Here is an 18,550-nt window from a genome sequence, read left to right on the forward strand (position 1 = left end):
AAAACGCCCACTTAAAAAGTGAGCGTTTATATTATTATCAGTGTAAGTTAACTAGTAACTCCACATATCTTGTTCAAAGTTTCTAATCTTATCTTTGATACGTTCTGATTCTAAAAGTTGCATTAAAGCATTTTCAGCAACATACTCCTTTACCTCTCTGTCTCCATAAACATTTTCTTCTTTGTAGATTAATCCACTAAAACGTCTACTATTTAATAAGTGATCGAAAGACAATGGTACAGCACTATTTTTATTATTAAATGCTTTAGCATCGTGCATAATATCTCTTATCTCTGGATAAAATACCCAAAATAAGCCGATAGGTTCTTTATTAGCTTCATCATCAGAATCAATAAAGTTAACGTCTGGTGCTGCTGGTGCAATAGCAAGTATACGATACTTTAATTCTCCTTGACGCTTATCAAAATACCATAGGCCTTTAATAAGGTAAGAACTAATATCTGCTGCTCCAATTTCACGACGAATTATGAATTCTTCAGGAACTTGAGATGTATCTGAAATACCTTCGGCATTCATCCAATCAATTCCTTCATCAGTAATCTCCTCTTTCTTTAAAGAAGGAGCAAGATCTTCCATAGTTCGTTCTTCCGTAAAATACGCATCCGCATAAACTTTAGATATCATACCACTTTCAATGTTATCCATTAATACGCGGTATAATGATTTTCTGTCATCACCTAAATTATCTTCAATCGGAAAATACAAAGGAAAATTAACACGCTCATCTAGAACCACTTTCTCCCAGATCATTTTAGAAAATAAGATATCTCTATCTCCAACATAACCATATTCTAATGGCTTATCATTATCTAGAAGTAACTGTGCTTCGGTTTTCATACCAATTTCTTCTGGTATTTTTGCATTTAGGACATTGGCTTGAGCAAACATAAAGTTTGTAGCTACAACTCCTAATCCTATACATAAAAAGCTTTTTAAATTCATCTTATTTTATATTATAATTTGGGATTTTATTTTATTTAAATTATCGATTAATTTGTTACCTCAACCGTGACTGGAGATACACCTTTTAATTGATACTTAGAATTGCCTTTAATCTTAGCTTTAATATCGAATATTGCAATAACATCTCCTTTACGAGCTCTTTTAATAGCCGCTTTAGCTTGTGCATTCATTTTTGTGCCAGCTACAGAAACTGTAGGTTGACCAGGTACTTTCACTTTAAACGACGTTACGTTAATAGGTAAATCGAATACAAAATCATCTAATTTAGCACCTACTGTACCTATCTCAACATTTCGCTTAGGTAATCTAACTAAACCATCTTTACCTGCAATTGTTCCTGTAGGCTTAGGAATATCTTTAATTCTAAACGTTTTTCTATCACTAGCTTTTGAGCCATCATCTAAAGTTGCTGTTACATTAATTGTAACCTCTCTACCAGATCCTGGATTCATAACATATTTACCAACACCTGATCCTTTTGATAAACCAGTACCTGATGCAGCTACTTTATTATCTGGTACACCAGCAAAAGAAATTGTCATTGGGTTAGCAACACCACGATAAACTACGTTCATCTTATCTGCAGAAATTGTTGCAGAGTTTGGTCTTGGAACTACAACATAGTTTCCGACAATTGGAATTTCTAAAGGCTTACCATCTTCTAAGAAAGTAAATTTACCGTCTATTTGATGCTCACCAACATTACCAACATTAAAATCTAATTTTGCAGCACCTGTAGAATCTACAGCGTTAGAAATATCTATTTCGTTACCCTGCACAGATAATTTAGTAGGTGTTACATTAGCGTATTTACCTAAAACTACTTTACCTTGAAATTTCTCTCCTGCAAAAAATGCTGATTTATCTGCTAATACAATTGCCTGATATTTTTTAAGTGAAACCGCTGCATCTAATGTATTACCTAAAAACAGGTTAAACATATTAGCTTCAGTAACTTTAACATCATTTTGCATTGCAGTTAATTTAGTATAAGATGCAATAGCTGGAAATCCTTTGTAATGGTAATCTAACCAATCGATTTTTTTACCATCTTTATTAGGAACTTTATCGGTATTAAAACGTTTATCAAAACTCTGAATTGCTTTTTGATATTTAACATCAGAACCTAAAATATCTTTAATATCTTTCTTATACTTTTCAATCTCAGCTAATACAGCTTGACCTGCTTTAGTTGGACGATCACCAGTAAACCACTTCTCGTCAAGAATATCGGTTTTATCCATTTCTTCAAATGGTAATTTACCAGTTTCTGGATCTACTTCATATCCACCAGATTTTAATAAATCTTGCTTTAATGTTTCAATGTATCTGAAGAATCTATCAGAGACAACGCTTACTTGTTTAGCTTTATTAGCTGGAACAGCAAAATCTTCTGGTTTCTCTTCTGCTTTTGTAGCTAAATCTGCTAATAAAGCCGAGTTCTTTTCTGTAGCATCTTTATTTGAGTCTACAAACTTCGCTTCCATTAATCCGAAAGCGGATAGTACTTCTTTTGACATATTCATTGCCATCATAGCAATAAATACTAAGTACATAAGGTTAATCATTTTCTGCCTTGCAGATGCTTTTCCTCCTGCCATTGTAATTGGTTTTTAAATGTTAATTAATTAAATTTCGATTATAAAAACCAATTTAGTTTTTGTTCATTGCAGATAACATTCCACCATATACTCCATTTAATGAAGATAAGTTAGATGCTAAAGATTGCATTTGTTCTTTTAACTTAGTTGCATTTTCAACTGCTTCTTCGTTAATTGCCGCTTGGCGATTAGCGCTTTCCATCTGTACTTTGTAAAGACTATTTAAAGACTCCATTTGCGCTGCAGCAAGAGACATTTCTTCACTATATTTCTTTTGTGCTTGCATAGAATCTACAGTTGGTGAAATACCTTTTGCAGCTCCTTCGAAGTTTTTAATACTTGTACCTAAGCTAGCCATAAGCTCACCATCAATCTTAGCTTCTTTTAATAAGTTATCTAATTTTTTAGATAATAAACCTTCTGCATCTTTAGGCTCTTCTTTTTTCTTTTTACCTCCTACAGCTTGTCCTCCAGCTAATTCTGGATATACTAAAGACCAATCTAAGTCGCCTTGTTGTCTTTCAAAAGCTGAATATGTAAATACAAGTGCTTCAACCACCATTCCTAATGTTAGAATTTCAGAAGCGAAAGGCCAGTGCTGAATTTTAAATAATGCTCCAACAATTACAATTGCTGCTCCTAATCCGTAGACCATATTAGTGATAGTCATTTTACCTTTTTGTGCCATAATTTTTTTAGTTTAAGTTTAAGTTTAAGTTAATGGTTTAACTTAAGTAGGTTAATTTAATTTGGGTTATTAATTGTTAAATTTTATTTTTTAATTGGTTGCTGCGTTTTTAGTTACTTCAGTTCCCATATAATCTTGAACTGTTCTAAATCCGATATAACTTCTTGCAGAATCTGCATATTCATAATCTCTAGAACTTACTTGTAAGAAATAAGCAACATCTTTCCAAGAACCTCCTCGTACAACTTTACGTGCATTGTCTGGATCGTTTACATTTGGATTAATTGTTGAAGAATATTCATAAGATGCTGGATCATAAGAACCATTCACCCATTCTGATACATTACCTGCCATGTTGTACAAGTTAAAATCATTTGGATCATAAGCATCTGCTTCTACAGTATATAATGCTTGGTCGGCTGCATAATCACCTCTTAAAGGTTTAAAGTTGGCCATAAAACATCCTCTGTCATTTTTAGTGTAAGGTCCTCCCCAAGGGTACGATGCTCCTTGTAAGCCACCACGTGCCGCATACTCCCATTCTGCTTCAGATGGTAATCTGTATGAGTTAACTGGCTGACTTCCTTTACTTTTTTGGTATCCATTATGGTATAACGTTCTCCACTGACAAAATGCTTGTGCTTGTTTCCAAGATACACCAACTACTGGGTAATCACCATAAGCATCATGCCAAAAATAATCATTGTGCATTGGCTCATTATATGAGTAAGCAAAATCTCTAATCCAAGCGGTTGTATCTGGATATACTTCTACTTCTTGTTGTATAACAACTTCAGAACGTTTTAAATTTCTGTTTCTGGCTGCTTTTTGAATATCCATATATGTATACTGGAATTTAAATTGCTTTACATCCCAAGTACGTTGACCATTATATGATTCTTCAAGAGGTAAATACATACCATCCATAACTTCTGCATATAATTCGTCTGGATAATCAGCAGTATCAAAAATTAAATCTACATCGCGATTAATTTTTCTCTGCTCATTACCATATGTGTTTTGCATATAGCTTTCATAGGCATTTAGAGCTTCAGGATCTGCATCTTTATATGCAAATTCACCGATATCTCCACTACCTGGAGTTTTACCTTCTAAATCAGCCATCTCAGCTAATTTTAATCTTAAAATGGAATCTCTTACCCATTCTACAAATTGACGATACTCACTGTTAGTAATTTCTGTTTCGTCCATATAAAATGCACGTACAGTTGCAGTTTTAGTTGGTGCATCTTGCACACCAGCTAAATCATCATCAGATTTACCCATAATAAAAGCTCCGCCAGGTACTAATGTCATCCCATAGGGCTTTTCTGGATGCCATGATTTACCTTTAACTCCTACTAATTGTCCGCGATCACCAGAATTACAACTGGCAAATAAAATTAGTACTGCGGTTAATAAAATAAACTTCTTAATATTCATAGTAACTCGAGGTTAAATTAGTCATAATTATTTTTGAGGTCGTAAACATATTTATATATTTTCGAATAAACAACTTTTTTTGCATTTTTTTTGCATTTCGTCTTGAAAATAAGCATTTCATCGATAAAAAATATGTTAAATACCGATAAAGTGTACAAATTAGAAGCTATTCTTCCTGTAGGCTTTATACCAGCGTTCTGGTAGTTCACCTTGATTAGCAAGCACATAATCCGCATGCATGCATGGTAATAACGTATGCTTTTTTAATTTATTATTAACATCTGGTAAAAATGGTATCTCAATCCACCATCTTCCAGTTTTTAGACTCTTGTAAAACGTAAGGTCATCTTCTTCTACCAAAACACTATACTTCTGATAATGGTTTTCATTTAAGAAATCGTCATCCTTCACTCTACAATTAACACCTTCTATAAAATACCAAATCATTTGAGCTACTAACATTGAAGTAGCACTATCGTTTTTTGAATTATGATATTCATAAATACCAAAAGAAGATACTTTATTACTTATACCAGCATATCGTGTTATTGCACAAATTTCTTTTCCAGAAAATCCATTCGGCGAATACTTTTGGTTATCACTAACTTCTGCGGCTCTTACAGACTTTAAATCTACGGATACAATATGTGCATCTCGCATTAATGGTTCTACCATATTTATATCTGCCGAAACTTCTCCTAAACGGTAGGCCTCAAAATACAGCTTTTCTATGAGATCTATTTCTTCTTGGGAGTTAAAATAAGTTTGATACCCAATGGTAGAATAATTAAATAGATTATAAGGCTCTTCCACAATAACTTTTCCAACATAACTATTGTTTTTAATTGGCAGATTTGCATCACCTAAATCGAAATTAGTATCTACACTTACAATATTTACCATTGGTAAAATTGAATCATACGCTCTGTAGTTAGCGTAAGTTAAATCTTGACTTCCTCCTATAATAATAGGTATGATATCTTTTTCTACTAAAACAGTAATTGCAGTTCTTACAGCAAAGTATGTATCTTCTACTGTTTCGCCTGGCTCAATATCACCAAGATCTGCTATAGTTGTATGCCAGTTACCAGGAAATAATGTGTATAATGTTTTTCTAATAGAATCGAAGTTAATTGATGCTCCTATATAGTTAACATCATTTCTATTTTCTTGAACACCAATAATTGCCATTTGAACATCCTCTAGATCAGGAATTCCATTTTGGCGAGAATGTACTTTTATTTTTTTTCCTAGTGCTTGTTGAGCTATAAGTTCGTTATGCGCTAAAACCGCATCTGAAACAGGCGTAAGGAAATTAAAATTCATAGTTTTTATTTCTTTTTGGTGGTTGCTTTTTTCTTAGTTGTCTTCTTTCTTGTTTTCTTTTTAGGAGCATTCTTTTCGAGTAGAGCTTGTGCTTTTTCTAAAGTCATTTTACTAACGTCTACTGTTTTAGCCAATTCTACTTTCTGTTTCCCTTTTATAATGTTGTGTCTTCCCCATCTCGCCTTTTCCACTCTAACACCTTCTTCTTCCCAATTATGGATTACCTTATCTATCTCCTTCTGAATCTTTTCTTCAATCAAAGTTACAATGTCTTCTTCAGATAAATTATCCCAATCGTATTTTTTATTTACATTAATAAACATACCGTTCCATTTTATAAATGGTCCAAAACGTCCTTTACCTTTTGTAACTTCTAAATCTTTATACATATATATAGGAGCGTCTGCTAATTCTTTCTCCTTAATATATACTATTGCTTCATCTAATTCTACACTCAATGGATCTACTCCTTTTGGTAACGAAACAAACTTTTTACCAAAGCGCACGTATGGACCAAATCGTCCATTATTAACTTCAACCTCATCATCCTTATAATGTCCTAAAGCTTTTGGTAATTTAAATAAGTCCATAGCCTCCTCAAAGGTTATAGAATTTAATTGTTGGTCTGGTGATAAACTTGCAAACTTTGGTTTTTCCTCATCTTCCATAGTGCCAACTTGTACCATTGGTCCAAATTTACCTAAACGCACACTAACTTGACGACCAGATTTTGGATCTGTACCTAAAATACGTTCTCCAGATTCGCGCTCTGCATTTTCTTGCACATCTTCTACTTGAGGATGAAAACCTTTGTAGAAATCCTTCATCATTTCTCTCCAGTCCTCTTTCCCTTCGGCTATATCATCGAACTTATCTTCAACTTTTGCCGTAAAATTGTAATCTAAAATACTTTCAAAATGATTAACCAAGAAATCAGTTACAATCATACCTATATCTGTAGGCACAAGTTTTCCTTTATTAGAACCTGTTTTTTCCGAAAGTGAATTTTCCTTTATACTACCATTTTCAAATACTATTTGTTTGTATGCTCTCTCATCACCTTCGTGTGTTCCTTTTTCTACATAATTTCTATTTTGTATTGTTGAAATAGTTGGTGCATATGTAGACGGACGACCAATACCTAACTCTTCTAATTGTTTTACTAGAGATGCTTCAGTAAATCTAGATGGTGGTCTTGTAAAACGTTCAGTCGCTGTAATGTAATTATTCTGAAGATTTTCACCAACCTTTAAATCTGGCAAAATACCTTCTTGTTCTGTGTCTTCGTCATCAGTTCCTTCTAAATAGACTTTTAAAAATCCATCGAAAGTGATGATTTCTCCATTAGCTGTAAACTGCTCACTTACGTTATTTTTAGACTCGATTTCAATTTTAAGATTGGTACGCTCTAATTTAGCATCACTCATTTGAGATGCAATTGCGCGTTTCCATATTAAATCGTAAAGTCTTGCTTGATCGCGTTCTGCATTTACAGTATGGTTAGCAAAATCTGTAGGACGGATAGCTTCGTGTGCTTCTTGAGCTCCTTTAGATTTTCCTTTATAATTTGTTGGATTGCTATATTCAGCTCCATAAGCTGAAACAATTTCGTTTTCTGCTCCTTTTTTAGCTTCGTCAGATAAATTAACACTATCTGTTCTCATATAGGTAATAAGACCTGCTTCGTACAAACGTTGCGCATTACTCATTGTTCTACTAACGGAGAATCCTAATTTACGTGATGCTTCTTGTTGAAGCGTTGACGTTGTAAACGGAGCTGCAGCAGATTTTTTTGCTGGCTTTTTTTGCAAATCTGCAACCTTGTAAGCAGCACCAATATTATCATTTAGAAACTTAAGTGCTTCTTTTTCAGAATTGAAATTCTTAGGTAATTTTGCTTTAAATGAGTTACCGTTGGCTGTTTTAAATTCGGCATCCACTCTATAAGATGCTTCTGCCTTAAATCCTTGAACTGCTCTTTCGCGCTCAACTATTAAACGTACAGAAACGGACTGTACTCTACCTGCAGATAATCCTCCTTTTACTTTTCTCCAAAGTACAGGTGACAATTCGTAACCTACTATTCGATCTAAAACTCTTCTAGCTTGTTGCGCATCTACTAAATTATAGTCAATACTTCTTGGATTTTCAATGGCTTTATTTATAGCACTTTTTGTAATCTCATGGAATACAATTCGCTTTGTTTTTTCCTTATCTAATTTTAATGTCTCTGCTAAATGCCATGCAATTGCTTCCCCTTCTCGATCCTCATCACTTGCTAACCAAACCATTTCTGCTTTCTTAGCTAAATCCTTTAGTCTTTTAACGACGTCTTTTTTGTCTTTAGAAACTTGATATTTTGGCATAAAATCTCCCTCTACATCAACTCCTAATTCTTTGGAAGGAAGGTCTGCAATATGCCCAAAACTAGACTCTACTTTATAATCCTTTCCTAAAAATTTTTCTATGGTTTTAGCTTTTGCTGGTGACTCAACTATAACTAGATTCTTCGACATTCTTTATTTTTTTGAGGTTACAAATGTATATGAAAATTAAGTTACAATCCTAATTTGGTCTTAAATAGCATGCATTTTATCGTGTTTTTATCCGTTACAAAATGTAAAGAAGCCTTATATTTTATAAGGCTTCTTAATAGATATGTTAATATTCTTGTAATTAATATAAATATGTTATGGGTTCTGGAAAATCTTCAATATTCAAAATAACTTCATTAGCACCTTCTACCCTTATTGGTGTTAAATCGAATGTTTGAGTCTTAGAAAAAACAGCAAGGCAGGCTTCTTCATTTGTTAAAGCCAATTTAAGATTACGCTGTACAGGTAATGATTCTAAAACATCTTCGGAATCTATTAATTCCATTACCCAAGTATTTCCATCACATCCACTAGATGAAATTTCAACCACTAAGCAATCTCCATCAACTTCAATATTGATAAAACTAAAAAATGCGGAATCAATATTTTGATATGTGGTGTTATCTACCACTATATTAGAATTGCAATAAGATTGTAAAACCACATCATCTTCATCACACTGCATGTTTAACAATAAAAATGCAAATAAAGTAAACACAATAAATTTCTGAAATTTCATAGCTCCGCTTTATTAATAAGATGTAAAAATTTTAAAAGGTTGCGTTAAAAGGTTACATTTTCTTCAATTTGCCTAGTTTCGTCCTCATTGTCAAACCCTACAACATCTTTATAGATAAAATATGATGGCAAATTACTGAAGGAAGCTGTTACATACACTCCAACACCACACATTATTAAACCTACAATACCTGCCAACAAACTAGAAACAAATAGAAGGCCGAATGTAATGAGCCATTTTTTCTTTCCGAGGCTGAAACCTAATTTAATAATTTCAGAAATAGATTTATCAGGATTAAACGCATAAATCACAACAACATAAATCAATGGTATTGCAATATATATGAGTGGTAAAAATGATAAAAGCATTAATGGAAAGCTCACAAAAGAGTCAGTACCACCAAGAATCAAATAAAAAAATATAACTAGATAAAACATAGCCGCTGCAACAGAGAGACCTACTATTGTTAAACCAAGTTTAATAGATTTAATTAAATAAGGCTTTTTAAAGAAATAAAAATAATCTTCTTTACCCATTTGTTCTAAATCCTTTAATTTACAAATTCTGTATAATGCTGCTCTTAATGCAACCCCAATTGTGCTTATAGCCGCAATAGCCAAAAAGTAAAGTACTATCATAACGACAATCATAAAAGGGCCAACACCGGATGTAGCGTAATCACCACTATAAGCATCGTTAGTGCTTGAAGCATACAAATCTAAAAAACCAAGAAAAATTAAAGGTATATAAATAAGTATTACAACAGGTATTGCCAAAACCATGTTTAGCAATAAAGTTACTAATCCTTGCACCCAAACTTTTTTAAATAATTCTACAGAGTCATTAAATATGGTTCCAAAATCTATAGCCTTAGCGTTATCTATTCTGCGCTTAATTTCTAATACGGTCATTTTAATGTATTGTTGGTTAGTTTTTCAAATTAAACCTATTTTAAGCAGATATTCAAATAAATATAGAACTGCCACTTTGTCATAATTTCTAAAATAATACTATCTTTGCATGCTTATTGAGATTTGAAGTATTCAATACAACCGATGGAAAAAATAATAGACGAAAATAAACAAGGGGAAACCCTAGTATTAAATAAAAAAGAAGGTAATCAACGAAAGCTTTTTATTGAAAGTTATGGCTGTGCCATGAATTTTAGTGATAGCGAAATTGTTGCGTCAATACTTTCTGATCAAGGTTTTAACACAACTCAAAATCTAGAAGAAGCGGATCTGGTTTTAGTGAACACCTGTTCTATTAGAGATAAAGCCGAACAAACTGTTAGAAAACGCTTAGAGAAATACAACAAAGTAAAAAAGAAAGTAAACCCAAACATGAAGGTTGGTGTTTTAGGTTGTATGGCAGAACGCTTAAAAAGCAAGTTTTTAGAAGAAGAGAAAATAGTAGACCTTGTTGTTGGGCCAGATGCTTATAAAGATATCCCTAATCTGCTTGCAGAAGTTGATGATGGTAGAGATGCAATTAACGTTATCTTGTCTAAAGAAGAAACCTATGGCGATATTTCTCCGGTACGTTTAAACACTAACGGAGTAACTGCTTTTGTATCTATTACACGAGGTTGCGATAATATGTGTACGTTTTGTGTAGTCCCTTTTACTAGAGGAAGAGAACGTAGTAGAGATCCACAAAGTATTTTAGAAGAAGTAAATGATTTATGGTCTAAAGGCTATAAGGAAATCACTTTACTTGGTCAAAATGTAGATAGTTATTTATGGTATGGTGGAGGACTTAAAAAAGACTTTGACAAGGCTAGTGACATGCAAAAAGCAACTGCAATTAATTTTGCAAAGCTATTAGAATTATGTGCCTTAGCGCAACCAAAAATGCGTATTCGTTTTTCTACATCAAATCCACAGGATATGACTTTAGACGTTGTAAAAACGATGGCCAAATACGAAAACATTTGTAATTATATTCATTTACCTGTACAAAGTGGAAGTAATAGAATTTTAAAAGAAATGAATCGTCAACATACTAGAGAAGAGTATATGCAATTGATTGATGATATAAAGCGTATTCTTCCAGAATGTACTATTAGTCAAGATATGATAACTGGTTTTCCAACAGAAACTGAAGAAGATCATCAAGATACGTTGAGCCTTATGAAATATGTAAAATATGCCTTTGGGTATATGTTCGCTTATTCTGAAAGACCAGGTACACTTGCAGAACGTAAAATGGAAGATGATATTCCTTTAGATGTAAAAAAGCGTCGCTTACAAGAAGTTATAGACTTGCAATTAGAGCACAGTTTTGAAAAAACAAAATCTTTTATTGGTAAAACAGTAGAAGTTTTAATTGAAAAAGAAGCAAGAAAAGGAGACCAAGACTGGTCAGGAAGAAATAGTCAAAATCTATTGTGCGTGTTCCCTAAAGAAAATTATAAAGTTGGTGAATTTGTAAACGTAAAAATTACAAGAGTAACAAAGACGACTTTAATTGGTGAACCTTTGGGATATTCAAAAAATAATTAATTATGAAGCAATTGTTTTTTCTTTTAGTTTTTTCTGTTTTGGTAGTTGCATGTAAAAATGAATCTGTTGACAATGATAACCCAGAAACTCAAGAGTTAATCTTAAAACAAATAGACTATATTTATGAAGGGTTTGGTTTAAATAATGAACCCTTTTATGAGAATAGAACTGAGAACTTTAATGAATTAGGGCAACCTATTTCATATTCTAGCGAAGTTACAATATTGTCTTGGTATAATTTTTATTATAATGGAAACCACATCTTAGATAGTATTAGATCTTCTGATGGTCACCATCAATCATATAACAAGTACAATTATCAAAACAACAAGCTCATTGGCTATCAGGTATATGGCCTGCAGTCTTATGAAGTAGACCTATTTTACATTGATAACATCATGTATACAAGTAATGAATATTACTATGAGCCAGAAGATGAAATGAGAATAAGAAGAACTAATTATATCTTTTCTGACCAAACACACGAAGTACTGTTGGAAAGAGAAAGCTTCGATGATTATGGAAACAATAATTCTACTCCCTTTTTTAAACAAACATATCAATACGATCCCAATGGTAACTTGATTTTATTTAACGAATACCAATTACAAACAGACGGGAATTATTTTAACTCTACTAAAGAATACACCTATGATAATAAAAAAAATCCTCTTAGAAGTTTATCAGGAACAAACTATATAATTATCACACACACTCTTGGAAAAGGAAGCTACAGTGAGCCTGTTTTTACGGGAAAAAATAACGTATTATCAATGACGTCAATCAATTCTAGTAATGTAACTTTTTCAAAAACTTTTGAATATCAATATAATGAGTTTGATTACCCAACAAATATTATAGAGACATGGTCTATCGATAATACACAAGGAGAGCCTGAAGTTCTTCAAAATTATTATAGAACACTAACCTATTACTAAGCTTTAAACTAGAATCACCAATAAATGGAATCCATTCAAGCCATAAAACAACGCTTCGGTATTATAGGAAATGATCCTAAACTTAATCGTGCCATAGAAAAAGCCATACAAGTTGCGCCAACTGATATTTCGGTATTGGTTACAGGTGAATCTGGTGTTGGTAAAGAGAGTATTCCTAAAATAATACATCAACTCTCACACAGAAAACACGGTAAATATATTGCAGTAAACTGTGGAGCTATACCAGAGGGCACCATAGACAGTGAATTATTTGGCCATGAAAAAGGTGCATTTACAGGTGCTACATCTACACGTTCTGGATATTTTGAAGTTGCAGATGGAGGAACCATATTTTTAGATGAAGTTGGTGAATTACCATTAACTACTCAAGTGCGCTTATTACGTGTTTTAGAAAATGGTGAATTTATTAAAGTAGGTTCTAGTAAGGTTCAAAAAACCAATGTAAGAATTGTTGCTGCGACCAACGTAAATATGTTCGAAGCTATTAAAAAAGAAAAATTTAGAGAAGACTTATACTATCGTTTAAGCACTATAGATATTAATCTCCCAGCACTTAGAGAACGTAAAGAAGATATTCATTTACTGTTTAGAAAATTTGCGAGTGACTTTGCTCTAAAATATAAAATGCCAACAGTAAAGCTAACAGACGATGCTGTTAATTTACTTTTAAAATATCGTTGGAATGGAAACATTCGTCAATTACGAAATGTAGCGGAGCAAATATCGGTTTTAGAACAAACAAGAACTATAAATGGTGTAACACTTCAAAATTACCTCCCAAATACAGGAAATAATTTACCTGCTGTAGTTAACAAAACTAAAACCGAAAGTGATTTTAGCAGTGAACGCGAGATACTTTATAAAGTTTTGTTCGATATGAAAAGTGATCTTAATGATTTAAAGAAACTCACCATGGAACTTATGAAAAATGGTAGCGTCTCTGATGTCCAAAAAGATAATGAGCATTTAATTCAGAAAATATATGGTGAAGATAAAAGTAATGAGTTTGATGACACCGTTGAAAACTTAGAGGTTTTATCCATACCAGAACATACAGAAGTTAACGAATCTATTATTTCAGATGTTGAAGACAAATATCACTTTGCTGAAGAAATTGAAGAGGAAGAAACCTTATCTTTACATGATAAGGAATTAGAATTGATTAAAAAATCTTTGGAGCGCCATAACGGTAAACGTAAATTAGCTGCTGCAGAGCTTGGTATCAGTGAACGTACATTGTATAGAAAAATAAAGCAATTCGATCTTTAGAATTTTAAGTCAAATTTATGAAAGCTGTAGAAATATTTATGATTCGTAAGTCGTTTACTAGAAATAGTTCCGATGCTATACGACAAGAAGCTGAGGATATGATAAACGAAAAACATTATAAAGGTTACCGCCTAATTAATGTAGATTTTGATGTTGCAGATAACGCAGGCTATATTTATGCTTTTATTACCATGAAGCGTCCAAATACATATTAAATGAAAATTTTAAAATATCTCATATTACTTATTATTTGCATTACGACAATTGGTTGTAAAGTCAATTATTCGTTTACAGGTATTACTGAAACACCAGATACATTTCAGGTTAATTTTTTCCCCAATAATGCCGATTTAATTGAACCTGGTTTAGATATTGATTTTAGAAATGCATTACAAGATCTAATTCTAAATCAAACAAGTGCGCAGTTGGTAACTACTGGTGGAGAAGTTATTTATGAAGGAGAAATAGTTGAATACAGAATTGCACCTATGACAGCGACTGCAGAAAACACAGCAGCTCAAAACCGATTGACAATTCGTATCAATGTGCGCTATTTTAACACAAAAGATGAAGAGAAGGATTTTGAAAAACCTTTCTCTTTCTTTTATGATTATCCTGCCAACGATCAACTTGTAGGCAGTATAAAAGATACCGCTCACGAAGAAATTTTTGATCGTATAACACAAGATATTTTAAATGCTTCTTTAGCAGATTGGTAGTTATGCAGCTTCAAGAACTTACATATTTATTACAACATCCAGAAGCCATTACAGCATCGCAAGCTGACAAATTATCGTCTGCAATAAATGAATATCCTTACTTTCAACCTTTAAGAGCCCTATATCTTAAAGGACTTAAATTAAAAGATAGTTACAAATACAATAATGCTTTAAAAATCACTGCTGCCCATACGGCAGATCGCAGTGTTTTATTCGATTATATTACTTCAGATGTTTTTAATCAGAATGAAGTTTCTCAGCAGATTAAACAAAACTCTGAAGCTATAAAATCTATTGAAGTTTTTGCTATAGATGACATTTCTATTGACAGGAGCGTTACTATTGATGATGCTTTAAAAGAACATATTAAAGCAACCGAAGGTGTTTTAGACCCTAATCTATTTAAGGCTAAACCAATGCCTAAAATGGAATCTAAAGAACCAAAAATTGAAGATTCTATAATTGCTGTTGATGTTAAAAACATTACACCAGAGAAGAAACTTAAAATAGGAAAACCCTTAGAGTTTGATAAATCTGAAAGTCATTCCTTTACAGAATGGCTAAAAATTACGAGCTTTAAACCTATTGTACGAGACGAAGCTCAACATAAAACCGAAGTAGAAATTGAAACTCAAAGCTCTTCAAAATCAAATTTAGAAGATAAATTTGCAATTATAGATAAGTTTATAAAAGAAAACCCAAAGATAAAACCCATCTCTGATAAAGCACCAAAACCTAAGCTTGTTAATAATGATGATGCTGTTTCTGACAGCTTAATGACAGAAACCTTGGCACGTATTTATTTAGAGCAAAAAAACTACGATAAAGCAATTCAATCTTACAAAATTTTAAGTTTGAAATATCCAGAAAAAAGTAGTTTCTTTGCAGACCAAATAAAATTGGTAGAAGAATTAAAAGAAAATAACACTATATAAAATGAATCCATTTACAATATTTTTAATCCTAATCGTAATCGTAGCCTTTTTACTTGTTGTAGTAATTATGGTACAGAATCCTAAAGGAGGAGGTTTATCATCATCTTTTGGCGGAGGTGGTACACAACAATTAGGAGGAGTAAAGAAAACAGGAGACTTTTTAGATAAAAGCACATGGTTTTTAGCAACGGCATTAATTCTGTTAATTTTGGCATCTAACTTAACAATTGATTCTGGTGGTTCTGCCGAATCTAAAGCTTTAGATACTGAAGAGTCAACTTCAATGCCAGCTGCAACACCATCAACCGACAATTCGGCAACTCCAATCGACACTATCGGAAGTTAATTTTTAACTTTATACAAAATATGAAACCAGCTAAATTAGCTGGTTTTTTTATACTCATCTTTTTCTACAGATAAATCTGTAAGTTTGTCAGTCGCTAATACTTGGCATAATTTTCGAACTACGCTAAAGCGTAAATTATAATTTAAACAACTAAAAAACATACAAAAAATGGGCTTAAACATTAAACCTTTAGCAGATCGTGTTCTAGTAGAACCAATGGAAGCTGAAACAACTACAGCTTCAGGTATTATTATTCCAGACAACGCCAAGGAAAAACCGCAAAAGGGAACTGTTGTTGCTATTGGCAACGGAAAAAAAGATGAACCTTTAACTGTAAAAGTTGGTGATACTGTACTTTACGGAAAGTATGGTGGCACAGAACTTAAACTAGAAGGAAAAGACTATTTAATGATGCGCGAGAGTGACATCCTTGCAATTATTTAAATAATTGCAAATTCTAAAAAAACAAAAAACAAATTCCAAAATACTTAAACGACAATAACTAGATTCCCTCTTTGGAATTTAGTATTTGAGTTTTGAGTTTTAAAAATTTTAAATAAAATTTTTCATTATGGCAAAAGATATAAAATTCGATATTGAAGCACGCGACGGGCTAAAACGTGGTGTAGATGCTTTAGCAAACGCAGTAAAAGTAACATTAGGCCCAAAAGGTCGTAATGTAATTATTGGTAAATCATTTGGAGCACCGCAAGTAACTAAAGACGGTGTGTCTGTAGCTAAAGAAATTGAGTTAGAGAACGAATTAGAAAACATGGGAGCACAAATGGTAAAAGAAGTCGCTTCTAAAACTAACGATTTAGCTGGTGATGGTACAACCACTGCAACCGTATTAGCACAGGCAATTGTAAAAGAAGGCCTTAAAAATGTTGCTGCTGGTGCAAATCCAATGGATTTAAAACGTGGTATAGATAAAGCCGTTGAATCTATTGTTAACGATTTAGACAAACAGTCTAAAAAAGTAGGTAGCGATTCTGACAAGATTAAACAAGTTGCAGCGATTTCTGCAAACAATGATGATACTATTGGTGATTTAATCGCTACTGCTTTTGGTAAAGTTGGTAAAGAAGGTGTAATCACTGTAGAAGAAGCAAAAGGAATGGACACATACGTTGATGTTGTAGAAGGTATGCAATTCGACAGAGGATATTTATCACCATACTTTGTAACAGATGCAGATAAAATGATTGCAGATTTAGAAAATCCATACATTTTATTATTCGACAAGAAAATTTCTAATTTACAAGAGATCCTTCCAATATTAGAGCCTGTTGCTCAATCTGGTCGTCCATTATTAATTATTGCCGAGGATGTTGAAGGACAAGCTCTAGCAACATTAGTGGTAAACAAATTACGTGGTGGACTTAAAATTGCAGCGGTTAAAGCTCCAGGTTTTGGTGATAGACGTAAAGCTATGTTAGAAGACATCGCAATCTTAACTGGTGGTGTTGTAATTTCTGAAGAAAGAGGTTTCTCTCTTGAAAATGCCGACTTAACTATGCTAGGTACTGCTGAAACAGTAACAATAGATAAAGACAACACAACTATTGTAAATGGTAGCGGAAAGGCTGCAGATATTAAAGCACGAGTTAACCAAATTAAGGCTCAGATTGAAACGACCACTTCAGATTATGACAAAGAAAAGCTACAAGAACGTTTAGCTAAATTAGCTGGTGGTGTTGCTGTATTATATGTTGGTGCTGCTTCTGAAGTAGAAATGAAAGAAAAGAAAGACCGTGTTGATGATGCTTTACATGCTACACGTGCCGCTGTAGAAGAAGGTATCGTTGCAGGTGGTGGAGTTGCCTTAGTGAGAGCTAAAAAGACTTTAGAAAAAATTACAACGGATAACTTAGACGAAACTACTGGTGTACAGATTGTTAACAAAGCCATTGAAGCTCCATTACGTACTATCGTAGAAAATGCTGGTGGTGAAGGTTCTGTGGTTATAAACAAAGTATTAGAAGGCAAAAAAGACTTCGGTTACGATGCTAAATCTGAAACTTATGTAGATATGCTAAAAGCTGGTATCATCGACCCTAAGAAAGTTACTCGTATTGCTTTAGAAAATGCCGCTTCTGTAGCTGGTATGATCTTAACAACTGAGTGTGCTTTAGTAGATATTAAAGAAGATGCTCCTGCTATGCCACCAATGGGTGGAGGCGGAATGCCAGGCATGATGTAGTCCGTAGCACATTAAGTCAAAAAACTCACTGTTGCTGATAATAGTAGTGAGGAAAATTTTATAAAATTGAAAAGCCTTTGATAAAAATCAAGGGCTTTTTGTTTATCTATTTTTTAAAATATAAAACCACCTCTTTTGGAGGTGGTTTTCTAATCTTTTTACCTAAATAAGAGGTTTATACTAAATAAACCTACCACAAATTACTTCTTCTTTGGAGAAGCCTGTGGAGTCTTTTTCGCCATTGACTTAGGCGATTTAGACGCACTTTTTGACTTTGTTTGTCCCATAATTTCTATTATTTTAAAAGAACATAATAAAGGTATATCATAAAGCATATCTGTGATACTTTTATTGGCTAAAATTTAACTAAAATATAAACCCATTATTTTTACAAAAAGGTAAATATAAAGGAGTTCACTTATTATATAAATAAAATTCTTAGCTTTAGAACTCTAATTA

17 protein-coding genes are annotated in these 18,550 nt (G+C 32.9%); 9 read left to right on the forward strand and 8 right to left on the reverse strand.

The features are described 5' to 3' along the window. Positions 1–51 precede the first annotated feature (51 nt). From porN to H8K90_RS01525, 8 genes are all read right to left on the reverse strand, one after another. Positions 52–963: a type IX secretion system ring subunit PorN/GldN gene (porN, locus tag H8K90_RS01490; RefSeq protein WP_186844169.1), complete on the reverse strand. Its 912-nt coding sequence runs from the start codon at positions 961–963 to the stop codon at positions 52–54. Between the two features lie 47 nt (positions 964–1,010). Beyond that, positions 1,011–2,585 (reverse strand): type IX secretion system motor protein PorM/GldM, encoded by a 1,575-nt coding sequence (gene porM / locus H8K90_RS01495; RefSeq protein ID WP_186844170.1) that lies wholly within the window; start codon positions 2,583–2,585, stop codon positions 1,011–1,013. A gap of 52 nt (positions 2,586–2,637) precedes the next feature. Then, a complete protein-coding gene (gene porL, locus H8K90_RS01500; protein WP_186844171.1) occupies positions 2,638–3,273 on the reverse strand; it encodes a type IX secretion system motor protein PorL/GldL in 636 nt (211 codons plus the stop codon). Between the two features lie 90 nt (positions 3,274–3,363). Further along, a complete protein-coding gene (gene porK / locus H8K90_RS01505; protein WP_456294439.1) occupies positions 3,364–4,710 on the reverse strand; it encodes a T9SS ring complex lipoprotein PorK/GldK in 1,347 nt (448 codons plus the stop codon). 165 nt (positions 4,711–4,875) lie between these two features. Continuing rightward, complete coding sequence (locus H8K90_RS01510) at positions 4,876–6,042, reverse strand: formimidoylglutamase (RefSeq protein ID WP_186844173.1); 1,167 nt, start codon at positions 6,040–6,042, stop codon at positions 4,876–4,878. 5 nt (positions 6,043–6,047) lie between these two features. Further along, positions 6,048–8,558 (reverse strand): type I DNA topoisomerase, encoded by a 2,511-nt coding sequence (gene topA / locus H8K90_RS01515; protein WP_186844174.1) that lies wholly within the window; start codon positions 8,556–8,558, stop codon positions 6,048–6,050. A 160-nt stretch (positions 8,559–8,718) separates the two neighbouring features. Next, entirely contained in the window at positions 8,719–9,156 is a 438-nt protein-coding gene (locus H8K90_RS01520; RefSeq protein ID WP_186844175.1) for a hypothetical protein, read from the reverse strand. Positions 9,157–9,200: 44 nt separating this feature from the next. Next, positions 9,201–10,067, reverse strand: coding sequence for a hypothetical protein (locus tag H8K90_RS01525; protein WP_186844176.1), 867 nt, complete (start codon positions 10,065–10,067; stop codon positions 9,201–9,203). Positions 10,068–10,211: 144 nt separating this feature from the next. Between H8K90_RS01525 and miaB the strand changes: the two genes are divergently transcribed. From miaB to groL, 9 genes are all read left to right on the forward strand, one after another. Next, positions 10,212–11,660: a tRNA (N6-isopentenyl adenosine(37)-C2)-methylthiotransferase MiaB gene (gene miaB / locus H8K90_RS01530; RefSeq protein ID WP_186844177.1), complete on the forward strand. Its 1,449-nt coding sequence runs from the start codon at positions 10,212–10,214 to the stop codon at positions 11,658–11,660. A gap of 2 nt (positions 11,661–11,662) precedes the next feature. Continuing rightward, the gene (locus H8K90_RS01535; protein ID WP_186844178.1) at positions 11,663–12,598 is read left to right on the forward strand and encodes a hypothetical protein; all 936 of its coding nucleotides are present in this window, start codon (positions 11,663–11,665) and stop codon (positions 12,596–12,598) included. A gap of 24 nt (positions 12,599–12,622) precedes the next feature. Then, complete coding sequence (locus tag H8K90_RS01540; RefSeq protein WP_186844179.1) at positions 12,623–13,888, forward strand: sigma-54 interaction domain-containing protein; 1,266 nt, start codon at positions 12,623–12,625, stop codon at positions 13,886–13,888. 17 nt (positions 13,889–13,905) lie between these two features. Next, entirely contained in the window at positions 13,906–14,103 is a 198-nt protein-coding gene (locus H8K90_RS01545; RefSeq protein WP_186844180.1) for a hypothetical protein, read from the forward strand. Next, positions 14,104–14,607 carry an LptE family protein gene (locus H8K90_RS01550; RefSeq protein ID WP_186844181.1) on the forward strand — a complete coding sequence of 168 codons (504 nt, stop codon included), beginning with the start codon at positions 14,104–14,106 and terminating at the stop codon, positions 14,605–14,607. A gap of 2 nt (positions 14,608–14,609) precedes the next feature. After that, the gene (locus H8K90_RS01555; protein ID WP_186844182.1) at positions 14,610–15,542 is read left to right on the forward strand and encodes a hypothetical protein; all 933 of its coding nucleotides are present in this window, start codon (positions 14,610–14,612) and stop codon (positions 15,540–15,542) included. A gap of 1 nt (position 15,543) precedes the next feature. Next, positions 15,544–15,888, forward strand: a complete 345-nt coding sequence (secG, locus tag H8K90_RS01560; protein ID WP_186844183.1) for a preprotein translocase subunit SecG — start codon at positions 15,544–15,546, stop codon at positions 15,886–15,888. Between the two features lie 168 nt (positions 15,889–16,056). Next, the gene (locus H8K90_RS01565; RefSeq protein WP_008270698.1) at positions 16,057–16,332 is read left to right on the forward strand and encodes a co-chaperone GroES; all 276 of its coding nucleotides are present in this window, start codon (positions 16,057–16,059) and stop codon (positions 16,330–16,332) included. 127 nt (positions 16,333–16,459) lie between these two features. Further along, positions 16,460–18,091 carry a chaperonin GroEL gene (groL, locus tag H8K90_RS01570; RefSeq protein ID WP_186844184.1) on the forward strand — a complete coding sequence of 544 codons (1,632 nt, stop codon included), beginning with the start codon at positions 16,460–16,462 and terminating at the stop codon, positions 18,089–18,091. Positions 18,092–18,550 lie beyond the last annotated feature (459 nt).

It is taken from the genome of Winogradskyella echinorum (genome assembly GCF_014297365.1).
GTDB classification, from domain to species: Bacteria; Bacteroidota; Bacteroidia; order Flavobacteriales; family Flavobacteriaceae; genus Winogradskyella; species Winogradskyella echinorum.

What these genes read in the sequence shown, in the direction of transcription:
- H8K90_RS01565 (WP_008270698.1), top strand. Translation starts at nt 16,057, where the DNA reads ATGGGCTTAAACATTAAACCTTTAGCAGATCGTGTTCTAGTAGAACCA.
- porL (WP_186844171.1), bottom strand. Translation starts at nt 3,273, where the DNA reads ATGGCACAAAAAGGTAAAATGACTATCACTAATATGGTCTACGGATTA.
- groL (WP_186844184.1), top strand. Translation starts at nt 16,460, where the DNA reads ATGGCAAAAGATATAAAATTCGATATTGAAGCACGCGACGGGCTAAAA.
- H8K90_RS01550 (WP_186844181.1), top strand. Translation starts at nt 14,104, where the DNA reads ATGAAAATTTTAAAATATCTCATATTACTTATTATTTGCATTACGACA.
- H8K90_RS01545 (WP_186844180.1), top strand. Translation starts at nt 13,906, where the DNA reads ATGAAAGCTGTAGAAATATTTATGATTCGTAAGTCGTTTACTAGAAAT.
- H8K90_RS01540 (WP_186844179.1), top strand. Translation starts at nt 12,623, where the DNA reads ATGGAATCCATTCAAGCCATAAAACAACGCTTCGGTATTATAGGAAAT.
- H8K90_RS01510 (WP_186844173.1), bottom strand. Translation starts at nt 6,042, where the DNA reads ATGAATTTTAATTTCCTTACGCCTGTTTCAGATGCGGTTTTAGCGCAT.
- miaB (WP_186844177.1), top strand. Translation starts at nt 10,212, where the DNA reads ATGGAAAAAATAATAGACGAAAATAAACAAGGGGAAACCCTAGTATTA.
- topA (WP_186844174.1), bottom strand. Translation starts at nt 8,558, where the DNA reads ATGTCGAAGAATCTAGTTATAGTTGAGTCACCAGCAAAAGCTAAAACC.
- secG (WP_186844183.1), top strand. Translation starts at nt 15,544, where the DNA reads ATGAATCCATTTACAATATTTTTAATCCTAATCGTAATCGTAGCCTTT.
- H8K90_RS01535 (WP_186844178.1), top strand. Translation starts at nt 11,663, where the DNA reads ATGAAGCAATTGTTTTTTCTTTTAGTTTTTTCTGTTTTGGTAGTTGCA.
- H8K90_RS01555 (WP_186844182.1), top strand. Translation starts at nt 14,610, where the DNA reads ATGCAGCTTCAAGAACTTACATATTTATTACAACATCCAGAAGCCATT.
- porN (WP_186844169.1), bottom strand. Translation starts at nt 963, where the DNA reads ATGAATTTAAAAAGCTTTTTATGTATAGGATTAGGAGTTGTAGCTACA.
- porM (WP_186844170.1), bottom strand. Translation starts at nt 2,585, where the DNA reads ATGGCAGGAGGAAAAGCATCTGCAAGGCAGAAAATGATTAACCTTATG.
- H8K90_RS01525 (WP_186844176.1), bottom strand. Translation starts at nt 10,067, where the DNA reads ATGACCGTATTAGAAATTAAGCGCAGAATAGATAACGCTAAGGCTATA.
- H8K90_RS01520 (WP_186844175.1), bottom strand. Translation starts at nt 9,156, where the DNA reads ATGAAATTTCAGAAATTTATTGTGTTTACTTTATTTGCATTTTTATTG.